This is a genomic window from Rhodococcus jostii RHA1, assembly GCF_000014565.1.
Taxonomy (GTDB): Bacteria; Actinomycetota; Actinomycetes; order Mycobacteriales; family Mycobacteriaceae; genus Rhodococcus_F; species Rhodococcus_F jostii_A.
Genome location: NC_008269.1, coordinates 471916 through 486069, shown reverse-complemented (window position 1 = coordinate 486069; position 14154 = coordinate 471916). Strand labels below are relative to the sequence as shown.

The window sequence follows — 14154 nt, the reverse complement described above, 5'->3', positions numbered from 1 at the left end:
AAGCCAGGATGAATTATCGAGTTGGTCGGTCTGGCATCGTGATGAACCTGCGCTACGCCGCAGGATGCAACCCACCCAACCCCCTCTGGAAGGAAGATTTGATAGTGAGCAAGATCGAATTGATCGCGGGAACGTGGACGACCGCTGGTGACGCCGACGCCGGCAACGCGGAGAACGATCGCAGTCCGCACAGCTTCCAGGAGCGCATCGAGGTTGCCGCGAAGGCCGGATTCACCGGCGTGGGCATTGGTTACCTGGATCTTCTCGACGCCGAGCAGCAGTACGGGTTCCCCACCGTCAAGACCATGCTCGCCGACAACGGCATCGCTCACCTTGAGCTCGAGTTTCTGGAGAATTGGTTTCTCACCGACGAGCGCCGGGCGGCCGCGGACGAGATTCGCGCGAACATGTTCCGGGCCGCCGAGGCCCTCGGCGCCCGCCACATCAAGGTCGGCGGCGACTTCAGCGGTGGTGAATTTGATGCGGACTACATGGCGGCCGAGTTCGTGAAGCTCTGCACCGACGCTGCAAACGCGGGTACCACGGTGGTGTTCGAGCCGATGCCGTTCGTGAACGTCAAGACCCCGCAGCAGGCACTCGAGTTCATCGCCAAGGCCGATCATCCTGCTGGCGGGTTGTTGATCGACATTTGGCACGTCGCCCGCGCCGGCGTCGACTTCGACACTCTTGCCGACATCCCGGCGAAGTACATCTTCGACGTCGAACTCGACGATGCTCCATTGACGTTCGAAGGTGACCTCATCGCCGACACCTTCAACGGTCGCCGGCTTCCCGGTGAGGGCGAACTCGACGTCCAAGGCTTCGTCGACGCCATCGGTAAGACCGGCTACGACGGAATCTACGGCGTGGAGATCCTGTCCGCCGAGTACCGCAAGCTCCCGATCGGCGAGGCCGTTCCCGCCGCCTATGAAGCGTCGATGAAGTACCTGCGCTGACCTGGCCGGATACCGATCGAATACCGAAAGAAGAGGACATCGCAATGGCGCGGTTGGATCAGAAGGTAGCTATCGTCACCGGCGGAGCCCGCGGTATCGGCCGCGCCACGGCGGAACTGTTCGCCGAGGAAGGCGCGAGGGTGGTGGTCGGCGACCTGCGCGAGCCGGAACCGTTCGATCACCCGAACATCACCTTCACCCCCCTCGACGTCACCCAGCTCGACAGCTGGCAGGGGCTCGTCGACTCGGTGGTCGCCCAGCACGGGCGGATCGACATCCTGGTCAACAACGCCGGCCTCGTCGGCTCCTACGAGGCGATCGCCAAGATCGACCTCAACGACTGGCACAAAATCATCGCGGTCAACCAGACCGGGGTCTTTTACGGCATGCGCTCGGTCCTGCCGACGATGCAGGCCCAGCACGCCGGCTCGATCGTCAACGTCTCGTCGATCTGGGGCATCGTCGGCGCCGCCGGAGTCTCGGCCTACCAGGCCAGTAAGGCCGCGGTGCGGATGATGAGCAAGAACGCCGCCCTGTCGTACGTCGACGACGGCATCCGGGTCAACTCCCTGCACCCGGGTCTGGCCAGCACCCCGATGATCGACGCTCAGGACGAGGCGATCACCGCCGACGTGATCGCCGCCACCCCGATGAAGCGTGCCGCCAATCCCCGCGAAATCGCCTATGGGGCACTGTTCCTCGCCAGCGACGAGGCCAGTTACGTCACCGGAATCGAACTGCCGGTCGACGGCGGCTACACCGCACCGTGAAAGGAGTTGAACCGATGACCGATCGTGGACTGTTCACCGAAGGCCGCTCAGCCGAGGTGGTGATCGACAGCCTCGGAGCCGACACCGATCCCCGGCTGCGGCAGATTCTGACCTCCCTGATCGAGCACCTGCACGACTTCGTCAAGGACGTCCAGCTCACCGAGTCCGAGTGGGAGAAGGGCATCGAGTTCCTCACCCGCACCGGGCACACCTGCAACGACGTGCGTCAGGAATTCATCCTGCTCTCCGATGTCCTCGGGGTATCGATGCTGGTCGAGACGATCAACCACCGCGCCCTCGATCACGCCACCGAGCAGACCGTTCTGGGCCCGTTCCACATGGTCGACTCCCCGCCGCGCGAGCTCGGCGACACCATCGCCCTCGACGACGGGGGTGAGCCGTGCCTGGTGACCGGACAGGTCCGCAGCGCGGACGGCACCCCCTTGGCCGGGGCGAGCGTGGACGTGTGGCAGGCCAACGCCGACGGCTTCTACGACGTCCAGCAACCCGGCATCCAGCCGGAACTGAACTTGCGTGGGTTGTTCACCACCGACGACGAGGGCAAGTTCTGGTTCCGCTCGATCGTTCCCCGGTACTACCCCATCCCCGACGACGGACCGGTAGGGGAGCTGCTGGCGATCACCGGACGCCATCCCAACCGGCCGGCGCACGTGCATTTCATCGTCACCGCGCCCGGCCACGAACCGGTCACCACCCACCTGTTCGTCGACGGCACCCCCTACATCGACTCCGATGTCGTGTTCGGGGTCAAGGAAAGCCTGATCCGGGAGTTCCCGGTCGTCGACGACCCGGAACGGGCCCGCCAGCTCGGGTTCGACAATCCTTTCCGCACGGTCCATTTCGATGTGACCCTGCTCGAAACCGAGGTACGAGAGGAGGCCGGACTGTGACCTTCACCAGCTCCTTCCACTATCAGGCCCTGCCGATGCGGGTGAGCTTCGAGGTCGGCGCGGTGACCAAGATCGGGGAGGAACTCGACCGACTCGGGCTGAGCCGGGCGCTGGTGCTGTGCACCCCCGAGCAGAAGCATCTGGCCGATCTCGTCATGGATCACCTCGGTGACCGCGGTGCCGGCATCTTCGACCAGGCCCGCATGCACGTGCCGGTCGAGACCGCGGACCGCGCCCGGGACCGGGCCCGCAAGCTCGGCGCGGACAGCTGCGTGGTGATCGGCGGTGGTTCCTCGATCGGCCTCGGCAAGGCGATCGCCCTCGAACACGGGCTACCGATCATCGCGATCCCCACCACCTACGCCGGATCGGAGATGACCCCGATCTGGGGCCTGACCCGCGACGGGCGCAAGCAGACCGGGCGCGACGCGAAGGTGCTGCCGCAGAGCGTCATCTACGACCCACAGCTGACCGCCACGCTGCCGGCGGAGATCTCGGCCGCCAGCGGTCTGAACGCGGTCGCGCATGCCGTCGAGGCGCTCTATGCCCCGGACGCCTCACCGATCATCTCGCTGATGGCCGAAGAGGGAGTACGCGCCTTCGCCGAATCGCTGCCGGCGGTGGTCGCCGACGGCAACGATCTCGACGCCCGGTCGAAAGCCCTCTACGGGGCATGGCTGTGCGGCGCCTGCCTCGGGGCGACCACGATGTCGCTGCACCACAAGCTCTGCCACGTCCTCGGTGGATCCCTCGACCTGCCGCACGCCCAGACGCACGCGATCGTGCTGCCCCATGTGCTGGGCTACAACGAATCCCACGCCCCGGCAGCGCGGGCCGCCCTGCAGCGGGCCCTGGGCACCGATGGTGACCCGTCGACCGCGTTGTGGGAACTCGAGCAGCAGCTGCAGATCCCGCACTCGCTCGAAGAACTGGGCGTACGCGAAACCCAACTCCCTGCCGTCATCGACGAGGTCCTGTCCAACCCCTACTCGAACCCGACCCCGGTCACCGAGGACGGGCTGCGCCACCTCCTCGGCCAGGCTCTGCGCGGCGATCGTCCCACCCGCCGATGACCCGGTACGACACCCACCCTCACCCACCCTGAACAGCCCAGGAGCCGACGTGACAGCTACCCACGACGCGACGACCACCATCCGGGACCTCGAAAACGCCCGGTACCGGGCGATCGTCGAGCAGGACCTGGCCCGGTTCGCCGAGCTCAGCCACCCCGACCTGGCCTACTCGCACTCCTCCGGCGACACGGACAGCCTCGACTCCTACCTCGACAAGGTGCGGTCGGGCTACTACGTCTATCACGACATCGACCACCCGATCGAGTTCATCCGGATCGTCGACGACGTCGCGCTCGTCATCGGTGAGATGAACGCCAGCATCACCGCCGACGGACGCGAGAAGAAGCTGCGTAACCGCTGCCTGGCCGTGTGGAAGTACACCGATGATGCGGGCTGGCGATTCCTCGCCTACCAGCCCACCCCGGTGCCCACCGCGTAAATCCCCCTCACCCGACCCCCGTGCACCGGTGTGCCGGCGGAGTTCACCCCACCCGAACACCAGATTGGATTCCCCATGTCCACCCTCGAGAACAAGATCGCCATCGTCACCGGAGCCAGCCGCGGACTCGGTGAGGGCATCGCCGTCGAACTCGCCGCACGCGGGGCCACCGTCGTCTGCGCCGACCTGCACAGCGCCGAGGACACCGCCACCACGCTGCAGTCCGCCGGCAGCCCGAAGAGCAGCTCCGCCAAGGTCGACGTGTCCAGCGCGGCGTCGGTGGACGAGTTGGTCGGTTCCACTGTCGAGACGCACGGGCGCCTGGACATCATGGTCAACAACGCCGGCATTTACACCTACGGTGCAATCGCCGACGTCACCGACGACGACTTCCGCCGCACCATGGACGTCAACATCGGCGGCGTCTTCAACGGATCCCGTGCGGCCGCCCGGGTGATGAAAGAGCAAAAGTCGGGGCGGATCATCAACACCGCCTCCCAGCTCGGCAAACTCGCCCGCCCCAACGAGGGCGTCTACTCCGCATCGAAGGCGGCCGTCATCTTGATGACGCAGGCCCTCGGGCTGGAACTGGCGCCCTACAACATCACCGTCAACGCCATCTGCCCCGGCTGCATGCACACCGAGATGATGGAGAAGTCGTTCGCGGAAATCGCTCAGAGCGAGGGAATTACGCTCGAGCAGAAGCTGCAGGACTACCTCGACGCCAAAATCCCCACGGGACGTTTCGGCACTCTCGAGGACGTGGGCCGGATGGTCGCCTGGCTGGCCTCCGACGAGGCCTCGTTCACCACCGGTTCCGCTCTCAACCTCACCGGCGGCGAGCAGGTCTTCTTCTAGACCTCCGGCCGCCTCGGCGCAGACACCGCGGTGGTAACCGATCGGATTCACCCGATCGATTACCACCGCGTCTGCATTCAGCCACGGTAAATCTTTCCCCGAATAACTCTGAAGTCCCTTAGTGTTGACAGTCACGCTGAACTAAATGGTATGGTTGGCATCACACGGTTAAGTAACGATGAAAAGCCGTCTGGGGCGTCTCCACCCCCGAGCCCCGCAGTACCGCGTTATTTCCCAGCCTGTATCAGGAGCCCCCGTGACCTCACAGATCCCCGCTTCGTCACCCGCCGCCATCGAGGCGACCGGGGTCAGCAAGCACTTCGGCGGTGTGCACGCGCTCAAAGACGTGAGCATCCGCATCGACTCCGGTACCTGCCACGCCATCGTCGGCGCAAACGGCGCCGGCAAATCCACACTGATGAAGGTGCTCGCCGGCCTCTACTCCCCCAACGAGGGTCAGGTACTGGTCTCCGGACAACCGCTGTCCGGGGGAACCGTAGCGTCCAAGGCCGCCGGCATCGCACTGGTCCATCAGGAACTGAGCCTGTGCCCGGACCTGACCGTCGCCGAAAACATCTGCGTCGGAACCACTCCCACCAAACACGGACTCGTCGACCGCAAAGCCATGCGCTCGATCGCCGCCGCACTGTGCGCGCGGCTGGGCGTGAACATCGACCCCGACACCCTCGTCGGTCAGCTGCCGACGACCCTGCAACAGTTCGTCGAGATCGCCAAGGCGTTGCGCCTGGACCCGCAGATCCTCATCCTCGACGAGCCCACCGCCTCCCTGACACCCCAAGAAACCGACCAGCTGCTCGAACTGCTCGAGTCCCTGCGCAATCAGGGTGTGACCATCGTGTACATCTCGCACCGGCTGCGGGAGATCTTCGAACTGTGCAGCCGCGCCACCGTGCTCCGCGACGGCCGCCTGGTCGAACACCTCGACCTCGCCGAAACCACCACCGATCGACTGGTCGAGAGCATGGTCGGGCAGAAACTGCTCGACCAGGAACAACACGAGCGGGAAGAGAAGACGAACTCATTCGGTGAGGTGGTGCTGTCCGTCGACAACCTCTGGGCACCGGGGGTATTCGGCACCAGCCTCGAGGTCCGTGCCGGCAAGGTCCTCGGTCTCGGCGGTCTGATGGGCTCGGGCCGCAGCGAACTGGTCCGGGCCATCCTCGGCCTCGAACCCCGCTCCCGCGGATCGGTCACCCTCCGCTACGACGGCCACCGCCGCACCATCAGTTCCTACCGCTCCGCGGTCCGGTCCGGGGTCGCCTTCGTCCCGGAAGACCGCCGCACCGAAGGGGTGCTGCTGGCCCGCTCGGTGCGCGAGAACCTGGCGCTGCCCTCGCTGACCGCGCTGAGCCGGTTCGGACAGATCCGCACCAAGGCACTGAAAAAGATGGCCACCGGCCTCGCCGGCGAGGTCAACCTGCGCCCCGCCAACACCTCCGCCACCGTGAAACTGCTCAGCGGCGGCAACCAACAGAAGGTCGCTTTCGGCCGGTGGCTACCCACCAACCCGCGACTGTTCGTCCTGGACGAGCCCACCGCCGGCGTCGACGTCGGCGCCAAGGCCGAAATCCACGAACTGGTCCGCAACCTGACCGCGAAAGGCACCGCCGTCATCGTCGTCTCCTCCGACCTCGAGGAGCTGCTGTCGCTGTCGGACCGAATCGCGGTCCTGCGCGACGGCACGATCACCGGCGAACTGTCCGCCACCGAGGCCGACCAACAGGCCATCGTCCGGCTCGGCACCCATCACGACACCACGCACCAACGCAAGGAAGCCGCACATGTCTGACACCCAGATCGCGCCGGCAGGGAGGGTCGCACCCTACGTGCCGCCCCTGCGGCGCAAATTCGATGAGAACCCCACCGCCATCGTGGTCACCGGGGCGCTGATCGCATTACTGCTGTTCGCCGCGGTCGGACTCGACGGTTTCTGGTCCGCACAGAACCTCGGCACGCTGCTGCGTAACAGCGCCTTCCTCGGATTCGTCGCACTGGCAATGACGTTCGTGGTCGTCTCGGGCCTGATCATCGATCTGTCGGTGGTGCCGCAAATCGCCCTCGCCGCCATCGTCGTGATCGCGTTGAGCCCGCACGGCATCGCCGTGGCCGCACCGGCCGCGATCCTGGCGTGCCTGGTGTTCGTGATCGTCAACGGTATCGGCGCCGGACTGATGCGCGGCAACGGAGTCATCGTCACCCTGGCCACCGCCACCGCCGGCATGGGCGTGCTCAACTACATCACCGGCGGCGCCCAGTACTCCGGAAACACCACGCTGTTGTCGTGGATCGGCAACGCTTCCGTCGCCGGCATTCCGGTGGTGTTCCTGATCTTCGCCGTCGTGGCCGTGCTCGCCCACAACCTGCTCTCCGCCACCAGCTTCGGGTACTCGCTGCGGGCCACCGGCACCAACCGCGGTGCCGCCCGGATCGCCGGGCTGAACACCACCCGCACCCTCACCCTCACCTTCGCCGTCTCCTCGCTCGGGGCCGCCGCGGCGGGCATGGCGCTGGCCGGCTACAGCTCGAGTGCCGTCTCGACGATGTCCGCCGGCTACGACTTCAACGCCCTCGCCGCCGTCGTCATCGGTGGCACCAGCCTCTTCGGCGGCCGCGGGTCGATCCTGGGCACCGTCCTGGGTGTCGCGTTCGTCCAGGTGCTGCTCAGTGTGCTGTCCCTGGCCGGGTTGCCGTTCCAATGGCAACAGTTCGTGCAGGGCTTCATCATCGTCGCGACCCTCGCGGCGGACGCCATCCTGCGCCGACGTGGAGGTCTCAAGTGAACGGCCACACTCTTCTGACCCAGTTCAAGAGCTGGACCGCATTCCGGGCGGTGATCCTGCTGGCCCTGGTCGTCGTGGTGCTGCTCGCGGTCCAGCCGACCGCCCTCGGCTCCTACGGCATCGCCCTGTCCCGCATCGTCGACGTGTGGCTGGTGGCGATCGCGCTGGTCCCGGTCCTCGTCCTCGGCGAGATCGACCTCAGCGTCGGATCGACCATGGCCGTCACCGCGGCCGTCACCGCGCAGGTCTCCGGCAACCTCGCCGTCTCGATCCCCCTCGCGCTGATCACCGGTGCGGTAGTGGGGCTGATCAACGGTCTCCTGGTCGTCAAGGTCGGCATCAACTCCTTCATCACCACCCTCGGCATGCTGATCACCCTGCAAGGCCTCGCCCTGGCGATCACCGACGGCGCCCCGGTGCCACTGCAGGACGCCACCCGGGCCCTGGAATTCAGCGTCCCGCTGATCGGGCAGATCACCCCGGACATCGTCATCGCCGTTGCCGCGACCGCCGCCCTGTGGTTCTTCATGACCAAGATGCGTACCGGCCGTGAGCTCTACATCATCGGCGGCAACGCCGAAGCCGCGGCGTCGGGCGGCATCTCGATCGACACCCGCAAAATCCTCGCCTTCACCATCTGCAGCGGCGTCGCCGGCCTCGCCGGTGTCGTCGACACCCTCAACCTGGTCGCCGCCTCACCCACCCTGGGATCGACGGTGATGCTGCTGGCCATCGCGGCCGCCGTCGTCGGCGGCGCCAGCCTGTCCGGTGGCCGCGCCAGCGTGATCGGCGCCGTCATCGGGGCGATCGCACTCGGCGGCATCAGCATCGGCCTGCAGATGAGCGGGCTGGACTCGAGCGTCGAAAGCATCGCCATCGGCGCGATCCTGTTCGCCGCGATCGTCTTGACCAAGGAAGGGGTGCGGGCCCTGCGGCTGCCGTCGCTGCTCGGTCCCCTCACGGGTGCATCCTCGGACCACACAGCCGTCGCAGCAGGAAAGGCACAATGATGGCGCACAAGAATTCTCTGTTCCACCGGGCCGCACTCGCGATCGCCGTCTGCGCGGCCACCGCGCTGGCCGGCGCCGGATGCGGCGCTCCCGGCGCGGCAACCGACAACGAGGACTGGCCGACGATCGCCTTCCTCGTGCCGATGGACCGCAACCACGAGTACGGCCGCAACTACGTCTCGTCCCTGCGGAAGGCAGCCGAAGAACACCACGTCAACGCCTTCGTGATGAACTCGAACTACGACGCCTCGGTGCAGGCGTCGCAGATGAAGATCGCGATCGCCAAGAAGGTCGACGGCATCGTCATCTGGCCCGCGCTCTACGGCGCCGAACAGCCGATGCTGATCCAGGCCCAACGCGCCGGAATTCCGGTCGACATCAGCAACTCCCAGCCCCCCGAGGATCTCGACACCAGCCTCTACCACGCGTTCACCGGACCGAACGACCAACGAATCGGCGAACTCCAGGGCAAGGAACTCGCGAAGCTGCTCGGCAGCAAGGGAACCTACGTCTACATCGGCGGCACCCCGGGCAACGCGGCCGCGATCAACCGTCAGATCGGCCTCGAACGCGAGATGGCCAACCACCCCGACGTCAAGCTCCTCGGCTCCCAGCCGGGCAACTTCGACAAGAACCAGGCCCAGACTGCAGCGAGCGCACTGATCAGCCGATTCGGCAACCAGATCGATGCCCTCGTCACCCCCGACGACATCATAGCCTCCGGCGCCGCCCAAGCCCTCGACGCCGCGGGGATGGCCGGACAGGTCAAACTCCTCGGCCACAACTACGCCCCGGTCGCCCGGTCCCTGCTCGAGAACGGCTCCATGTCGACCACCCTGTTCCAGTCACCGTGCTGGGACTCCACCCACGCCCTGACCACCATGATGGACGTCCTCGCCGGCAAGGACGTGCCGCCGGTCAGCTACATGCCGCTGCCGGTGGTCACCAAGGACAACCTCGACGAGTTCACCCCCAACGGCTGCCTGCCCGAGGGGTACTCCGAACCCGCCACCAACTAACGCCCCACGCCCGAGAGGAATCACGATGGAAACCGGACTAGGGGACAAGGTCGTCGTCATCACCGGCGCCGGCTCCGGAATCGGAGCCGCATCCGCACGCGCCTTCGCCGCGGAAAACGCCCGCCTCGCCCTGCTCGACCACGACCGGCACGGCCTCGACATCCTCGCCAAGGAACTCGAGCAGGTCACCGAGGTGCACTGCGCCGTAGCCGATCTGAGCACCGAGACGGGGGTGACCAGCAGCCTCGACGAGGTCCTCGCCCCCTACGACGGCCGGGTAGACGTATTGTTCAACAACGTCGGCGCCGGCAGCCTGGGAACCTTCGACAGCCTCACCGACACCGACTGGGTCTCCACCCTCGAACTGAACTTCCTCAGCCAGGTCCGCGCCGCCACCCACGTGCTGCCGGCCATGCGGGCCGCCGGACGCGGTGTCATCGTCAACAACGCCTCGGACCTGGGCCGCCAGCCGATCGCCGCCGGACCGGACTACGCCGCGTCCAAGGCAGCCATCCTGTCGTTCACCAGCTCACTCGCCATCAGCGAGGGACCGATCGTGCGCGTCAACGCGGTCGCACCCGGGCCGATCCTCTCGCCGATGTGGTTGACGGAGGGCGGCCTCGCCGACACCTTCGCCGCCGTCCACGGCGTGCACCGCGACGAGTCCATCGACGTCGAGATGAAACATCGTGGACTTCCTCTGCAACGCATCGGAACTCCGGAGGAAGTGGCCAACGTGGTGGTCTTCCTCGCCTCCGACCTCGCCTCGTACGTCACCTCCTCGGTGTACGGCGTCGACGGCGGATCATTCCGCAGCATCACCTGACCGCAGCGCACAACCGCGCGCCGAATCGGGGGCCTGTCCGAACACCGGCAGGTCGATGGCTGGCTCCGACAATTGCCGTCTGTGGCTCCGAGATCGCCAGAGTGAAACCCTCGCCGGAGCCGCCGGAGCCATCGCATCACCGATCGCCGGCAGGATGGCCGACCGCAGGCGCGGGGACGGCGTGCCCGGTCGGGTTCCTCGCTTGCTGCGCGCGCAGTGGGTCGAGTTGAACAATGGCGGGGATGTTTGTGTTTTACCTTGGGATTAGTACTGCAACGACAGTTTGTGATGTCGATGTTTGTAGTGGCTGGCGCGGGCTCTGGCCTGGCTGGCGCGGCGCCAGTTCGACCAGTGCCAGACGTGGACGAGGGCGTGTTGGACTGGGCAGGCGACGCGGTTGAACAATCGCCGGATCTCGTTGATTGTCAGAGGTATTAGATCTCGGGTACCGGTTTCAGATCCCCTTTTTGAGCGCCGCGGCGCAGGATGGTCAGGAAGGCAGCCGCGGCCATCGACAAGGTGATGTGCCGGTACCAGGCCGGGTACCCGCGCACCTGGTAGTGATCGAGTCCGGTCTCGTTCTTGGTGGTCTGGAAGCACTCCTCGATCGCCCAGCGACTGCCAGCTACCCGGACCAGCTCGGCGGGTTCGGTGTCGGCGGGGCCATAGCAGATGTAGTAGGCAATCTCGTCGGGGTCGGTGATCGACCGGCGGGCCAGCAGCCAGTGGCCGCTACCCCGTTCGCGCAGTGGCCGAATGTCGACGACCGCCCAGTCGTAGAGCCTGGGTCCGTGGGCGCCGTCGCCGCAGTTGATCCGCTGCCACGCGGTCGCCGGCAGGTCGGCGATCACGGCGTGGGCGCGGCGCTGGCGCAACTCCATCGAGATCACCATCTGCGACTTCGGAACGGCGAGAACATGGGCCACACCACGGGATTCGAGCCACAGCCGGAGCTTGCCGACCTGCCCGTAGGCCTCGTCACCGGTAAACCACCCGAACGGCACCCCGGCATCGAGAGCCCGTTCGATCATCATCTGCGCCAGTTCGGGTTTCGTCGCGAAAGCCACCTCGTCGCCGATCCCGGCAGCCCGGCACCGATCGCGGTCCTCGGTCCAGGCCCTCGGAAGATACAACTCGCGATCGATCAGCGCCCGGCCCCGGTCGGAGGCGTAGGCGAGAAACACCCCGATCTGGCTGTTCTCGATACGTCCGGCCGTGCCGGAATACTGCCGGGCCACCCCGGCCGAGCGGGTGCCCTTCTTCAAAAATCCTGTCTCGTCGACGATCAACACGCCCTTGTCGGCGTCACCGATCGTCTCGACCACGACCTCACGCACGTCGTCACGAAGCCCCTCGCAGTCCCAGGAGTAGAAGTTCAGCAGCCGCTGCATGCCCTCCGGGCCCGTATCACCGGCCGCCTCCGCCAGTGTCCATCCGTTCTTACGTTCGACCTCACCGAGCAGTCCGCGCACATACGCGGCCATCCGCCGCCGCGACTCCACCCGCGAAAACCGGTGGGCGAACCGCGCACAGAACGCGGTGAACCCCGCTGACCACTCCAGCACCTCTGACTGCACCCTAGATCAATTACCACAACAGTCCCGTTAGTCACAAACTGTCGTTGCAGTATTAGGAGGTGGATCTGCCCATGGCAACCGCACACCCGCGACCGGATCTCGCCGCGTACAACGAGGCCGCTCGGATGAGTCAGCCGGAGCTGGTCACTGCCCTGCGTGAGCTGCTCGGCGTCAAGCTGGTCGCCTACCTGGGCCGGGTCAAGGAAACCCGCGCGGTGCGGCAGTGGGCGGACGGGACCCGGACCATCGGCAACGCCTCCGATGTCGAACGGCTACGGATCGCCTACCGTGCCGCCCGGTTGATCACGGACCGCGACACCCCGGCGGTGGCGCAGGCCTGGTTTCAGGGCCTGAACCCGATCCTCGACGATCGGGCACCGGCGCTGCTGCTGCGCGAGGGGGAACTCGCCGACATCGGATCTCAGGTGCTCGCCGCTGCCCGGCAGTTCGCTGCCGTCGGATGAGCGACCCCGACTCCGCCTCGTTCACACGGCACGCGGGCGAATCCGATCCGCGAGAAGCCAATTGGGTGTGGAACACTGTTCTCGCGTCGCCTGATCGAGCTGCCACAGCTCTCGTAGTCCCATGGGCACCCACAGTCCACGCTGGACTTCACGAAATTACTGGTACTGCCAGTACTGTTATCTGGTCCGTACTGGAGAGCTGAGGAGTGACATCTGTGGCACGCAAGCTTGTAGTTGAGATGGTCGACGACATCGACGGCACCACCTTCGGTGAGGACGGTGAGAGCATCCATTATGCAGTCGAGGGCGTCGAGTACGTGATCGACCTGAAGGACGAGCACGCGAAGGAACTCCGAGAGACCTTCGAGTACTACATCGCGCACTCCACCCGCGTCGGCGGCCGCAAGCACCGCTCGGACCGACCGGTCAACCCCACTGCCGAGAGACGGCCGTCGGGCGAAACGACGAAGATCCGCGCCTGGGCACTCGAGCAGGGCTACGAACTGTCCTCTCGTGGACGTATCCCCACCGAGATCGAGCAGGCTTTCCACGACGCCCACTGAACCTGCGCAGCGCCTTCCCCGTCGCGGTGGTCGGTCGTGGCAGGCTATCGGTATGTGTGGTCGCTACGCATCGACGACGAGCCGGGGATCGCTGCTCGAGACCTTCGAGATCGACCCTGAACGGGCCGACCCGGAGCTGGCGCCGGACTACAACGTAGCGCCCACGAAGACCTCACCGGTTGTGATCGCGCGGGTACCGAAGGACACCGACGACGAGCAACCCCAACGACAACTCCGCAACCTCAAATGGGGCCTGACACCGTTCTGGGCCAAAGATCCGAAGATCGGCTCACGCATGATCAACGCTCGCGCCGAGACCGTGCACGAAAAGCCCGCGTACAGGCAGTGTTTCAGGTCGCGGCGCGGGATCGTCCCGGTGTCCGGGTTCTACGAGTGGTTCCCGACCGAGGAGGTCGGCAAGTCCGGGAAACCCCTCAAGCAGCCGTACTACATCCACCCGGCCGAGAGCGGCATTCTCCCGTTGGCGGGCATCTTCGACTTCTGGCGCAACCCCGACGTCCCCGGCGACGATCCGGACGCCTGGCTGATCACATTTTGCGTGATCACGACCAACGCCACCGACGATGTGGGACATATCCACGATCGGATGCCCATGAGCGTCGCCCCGGAGAACTGGGCGGACTGGCTCGACCCCACCAACACCGATATCGACTACATCCGATCGCTGATGGCGCCGCCGGCACCGGGCAGCCTCGAGACCTACCCGGTGTCCAAGGCCGTGAACAACGTCCGCAACAACGGCGAAGACCTGCTGAAGCCGATCACTCTCGAGGACGCCCACTGACCACTGGTGGACCCCGCGCAAACACCACGCACTGCCGGCGGACACCGGTTTCGGAATACCACCCGATGGACCGCTGTTGAAG

General features: G+C 66.0%; 15 protein-coding genes. 14 read left to right on the top strand and 1 reads right to left on the bottom strand.

Annotated features, from left to right (window positions below; genetic code table 11):
* The first annotated feature begins 104 nt into the window (after positions 1-104).
* The 11 genes from RHA1_RS37995 to RHA1_RS37945 all read left to right on the top strand — a co-directional run bounded on the left by RHA1_RS37995 (position 105) and on the right by RHA1_RS37945 (position 10663).
* Positions 105-956, top strand: coding sequence for a sugar phosphate isomerase/epimerase family protein (locus tag RHA1_RS37995; RefSeq protein WP_007296674.1), 852 nt, complete (start codon positions 105-107; stop codon positions 954-956).
* 44 nt (positions 957-1000) lie between these two features.
* Entirely contained in the window at positions 1001-1726 is a 726-nt protein-coding gene (locus RHA1_RS37990; RefSeq protein ID WP_011599305.1) for an SDR family NAD(P)-dependent oxidoreductase, read from the top strand.
* Positions 1727-1740: 14 nt separating this feature from the next.
* On the top strand, positions 1741-2637 hold the full coding sequence (locus tag RHA1_RS37985) for an intradiol ring-cleavage dioxygenase (RefSeq protein ID WP_007296676.1): 897 nt from the start codon (positions 1741-1743) through the stop codon (positions 2635-2637).
* Positions 2634-3710 (top strand): maleylacetate reductase, encoded by a 1077-nt coding sequence (locus RHA1_RS37980; protein WP_007296677.1) that lies wholly within the window; start codon positions 2634-2636, stop codon positions 3708-3710. The genes RHA1_RS37985 and RHA1_RS37980 overlap by 4 nt, the downstream gene beginning before the upstream one ends.
* 49 nt (positions 3711-3759) lie before the next feature.
* A complete protein-coding gene (locus RHA1_RS37975; protein ID WP_007296678.1) occupies positions 3760-4149 on the top strand; it encodes a nuclear transport factor 2 family protein in 390 nt (129 codons plus the stop codon).
* Positions 4150-4224: 75 nt separating this feature from the next.
* Entirely contained in the window at positions 4225-5007 is a 783-nt protein-coding gene (locus tag RHA1_RS37970) for an SDR family NAD(P)-dependent oxidoreductase (RefSeq protein ID WP_011599303.1), read from the top strand.
* Positions 5008-5263: 256 nt separating this feature from the next.
* Positions 5264-6817, top strand: coding sequence for a sugar ABC transporter ATP-binding protein (locus RHA1_RS37965; RefSeq protein ID WP_011599302.1), 1554 nt, complete (start codon positions 5264-5266; stop codon positions 6815-6817).
* Positions 6810-7808, top strand: a complete 999-nt coding sequence (locus RHA1_RS37960) for an ABC transporter permease (protein ID WP_007296681.1) — start codon at positions 6810-6812, stop codon at positions 7806-7808. Before RHA1_RS37965 ends, RHA1_RS37960 begins: the two co-directional genes overlap by 8 nt.
* Positions 7805-8818 carry an ABC transporter permease gene (locus tag RHA1_RS37955; protein ID WP_011599301.1) on the top strand — a complete coding sequence of 338 codons (1014 nt, stop codon included), beginning with the start codon at positions 7805-7807 and terminating at the stop codon, positions 8816-8818. The genes RHA1_RS37960 and RHA1_RS37955 overlap by 4 nt, the downstream gene beginning before the upstream one ends.
* Positions 8815-9837: a sugar ABC transporter substrate-binding protein gene (locus RHA1_RS37950; protein ID WP_007296683.1), complete on the top strand. Its 1023-nt coding sequence runs from the start codon at positions 8815-8817 to the stop codon at positions 9835-9837. Before RHA1_RS37955 ends, RHA1_RS37950 begins: the two co-directional genes overlap by 4 nt.
* Positions 9838-9862: 25 nt before the next feature.
* Positions 9863-10663: an SDR family NAD(P)-dependent oxidoreductase gene (locus tag RHA1_RS37945; RefSeq protein WP_007296684.1), complete on the top strand. Its 801-nt coding sequence runs from the start codon at positions 9863-9865 to the stop codon at positions 10661-10663.
* A gap of 434 nt (positions 10664-11097) precedes the next feature.
* On the opposite strand, the gene RHA1_RS37940 is transcribed toward RHA1_RS37945, so the two are convergent.
* Positions 11098-12240 (bottom strand): IS701-like element ISRhosp2 family transposase, encoded by a 1143-nt coding sequence (locus RHA1_RS37940; protein WP_011599300.1) that lies wholly within the window; start codon positions 12238-12240, stop codon positions 11098-11100.
* A 71-nt stretch (positions 12241-12311) separates the two neighbouring features.
* Here RHA1_RS37940 and RHA1_RS37935 point away from each other — a divergent pair, with 71 nt between their 5' ends.
* The 3 genes from RHA1_RS37935 to RHA1_RS37925 all read left to right on the top strand — a co-directional run bounded on the left by RHA1_RS37935 (position 12312) and on the right by RHA1_RS37925 (position 14072).
* Positions 12312-12704, top strand: coding sequence for a hypothetical protein (locus RHA1_RS37935; RefSeq protein WP_007298010.1), 393 nt, complete (start codon positions 12312-12314; stop codon positions 12702-12704).
* Between the two features lie 215 nt (positions 12705-12919).
* A complete protein-coding gene (locus tag RHA1_RS37930) occupies positions 12920-13267 on the top strand; it encodes a histone-like nucleoid-structuring protein Lsr2 (protein WP_011599299.1) in 348 nt (115 codons plus the stop codon).
* Between the two features lie 52 nt (positions 13268-13319).
* Complete coding sequence (locus RHA1_RS37925) at positions 13320-14072, top strand: SOS response-associated peptidase (protein WP_007298012.1); 753 nt, start codon at positions 13320-13322, stop codon at positions 14070-14072.
* Positions 14073-14154 lie beyond the last annotated feature (82 nt).

Bases quoted from the DNA above. Each gene is read 5' to 3' on its own strand.
- RHA1_RS37990 (WP_011599305.1), top strand. From the start codon at position 1,001: ATGGCGCGGTTGGATCAGAAGGTAGCTATCGTCACCGGCGGAGCCCGC.
- RHA1_RS37935 (WP_007298010.1), top strand. From the start codon at position 12,312: ATGGCAACCGCACACCCGCGACCGGATCTCGCCGCGTACAACGAGGCC.
- RHA1_RS37925 (WP_007298012.1), top strand. From the start codon at position 13,320: ATGTGTGGTCGCTACGCATCGACGACGAGCCGGGGATCGCTGCTCGAG.
- RHA1_RS37950 (WP_007296683.1), top strand. From the start codon at position 8,815: ATGATGGCGCACAAGAATTCTCTGTTCCACCGGGCCGCACTCGCGATC.
- RHA1_RS37960 (WP_007296681.1), top strand. From the start codon at position 6,810: ATGTCTGACACCCAGATCGCGCCGGCAGGGAGGGTCGCACCCTACGTG.
- RHA1_RS37970 (WP_011599303.1), top strand. From the start codon at position 4,225: ATGTCCACCCTCGAGAACAAGATCGCCATCGTCACCGGAGCCAGCCGC.
- RHA1_RS37985 (WP_007296676.1), top strand. From the start codon at position 1,741: ATGACCGATCGTGGACTGTTCACCGAAGGCCGCTCAGCCGAGGTGGTG.
- RHA1_RS37945 (WP_007296684.1), top strand. From the start codon at position 9,863: ATGGAAACCGGACTAGGGGACAAGGTCGTCGTCATCACCGGCGCCGGC.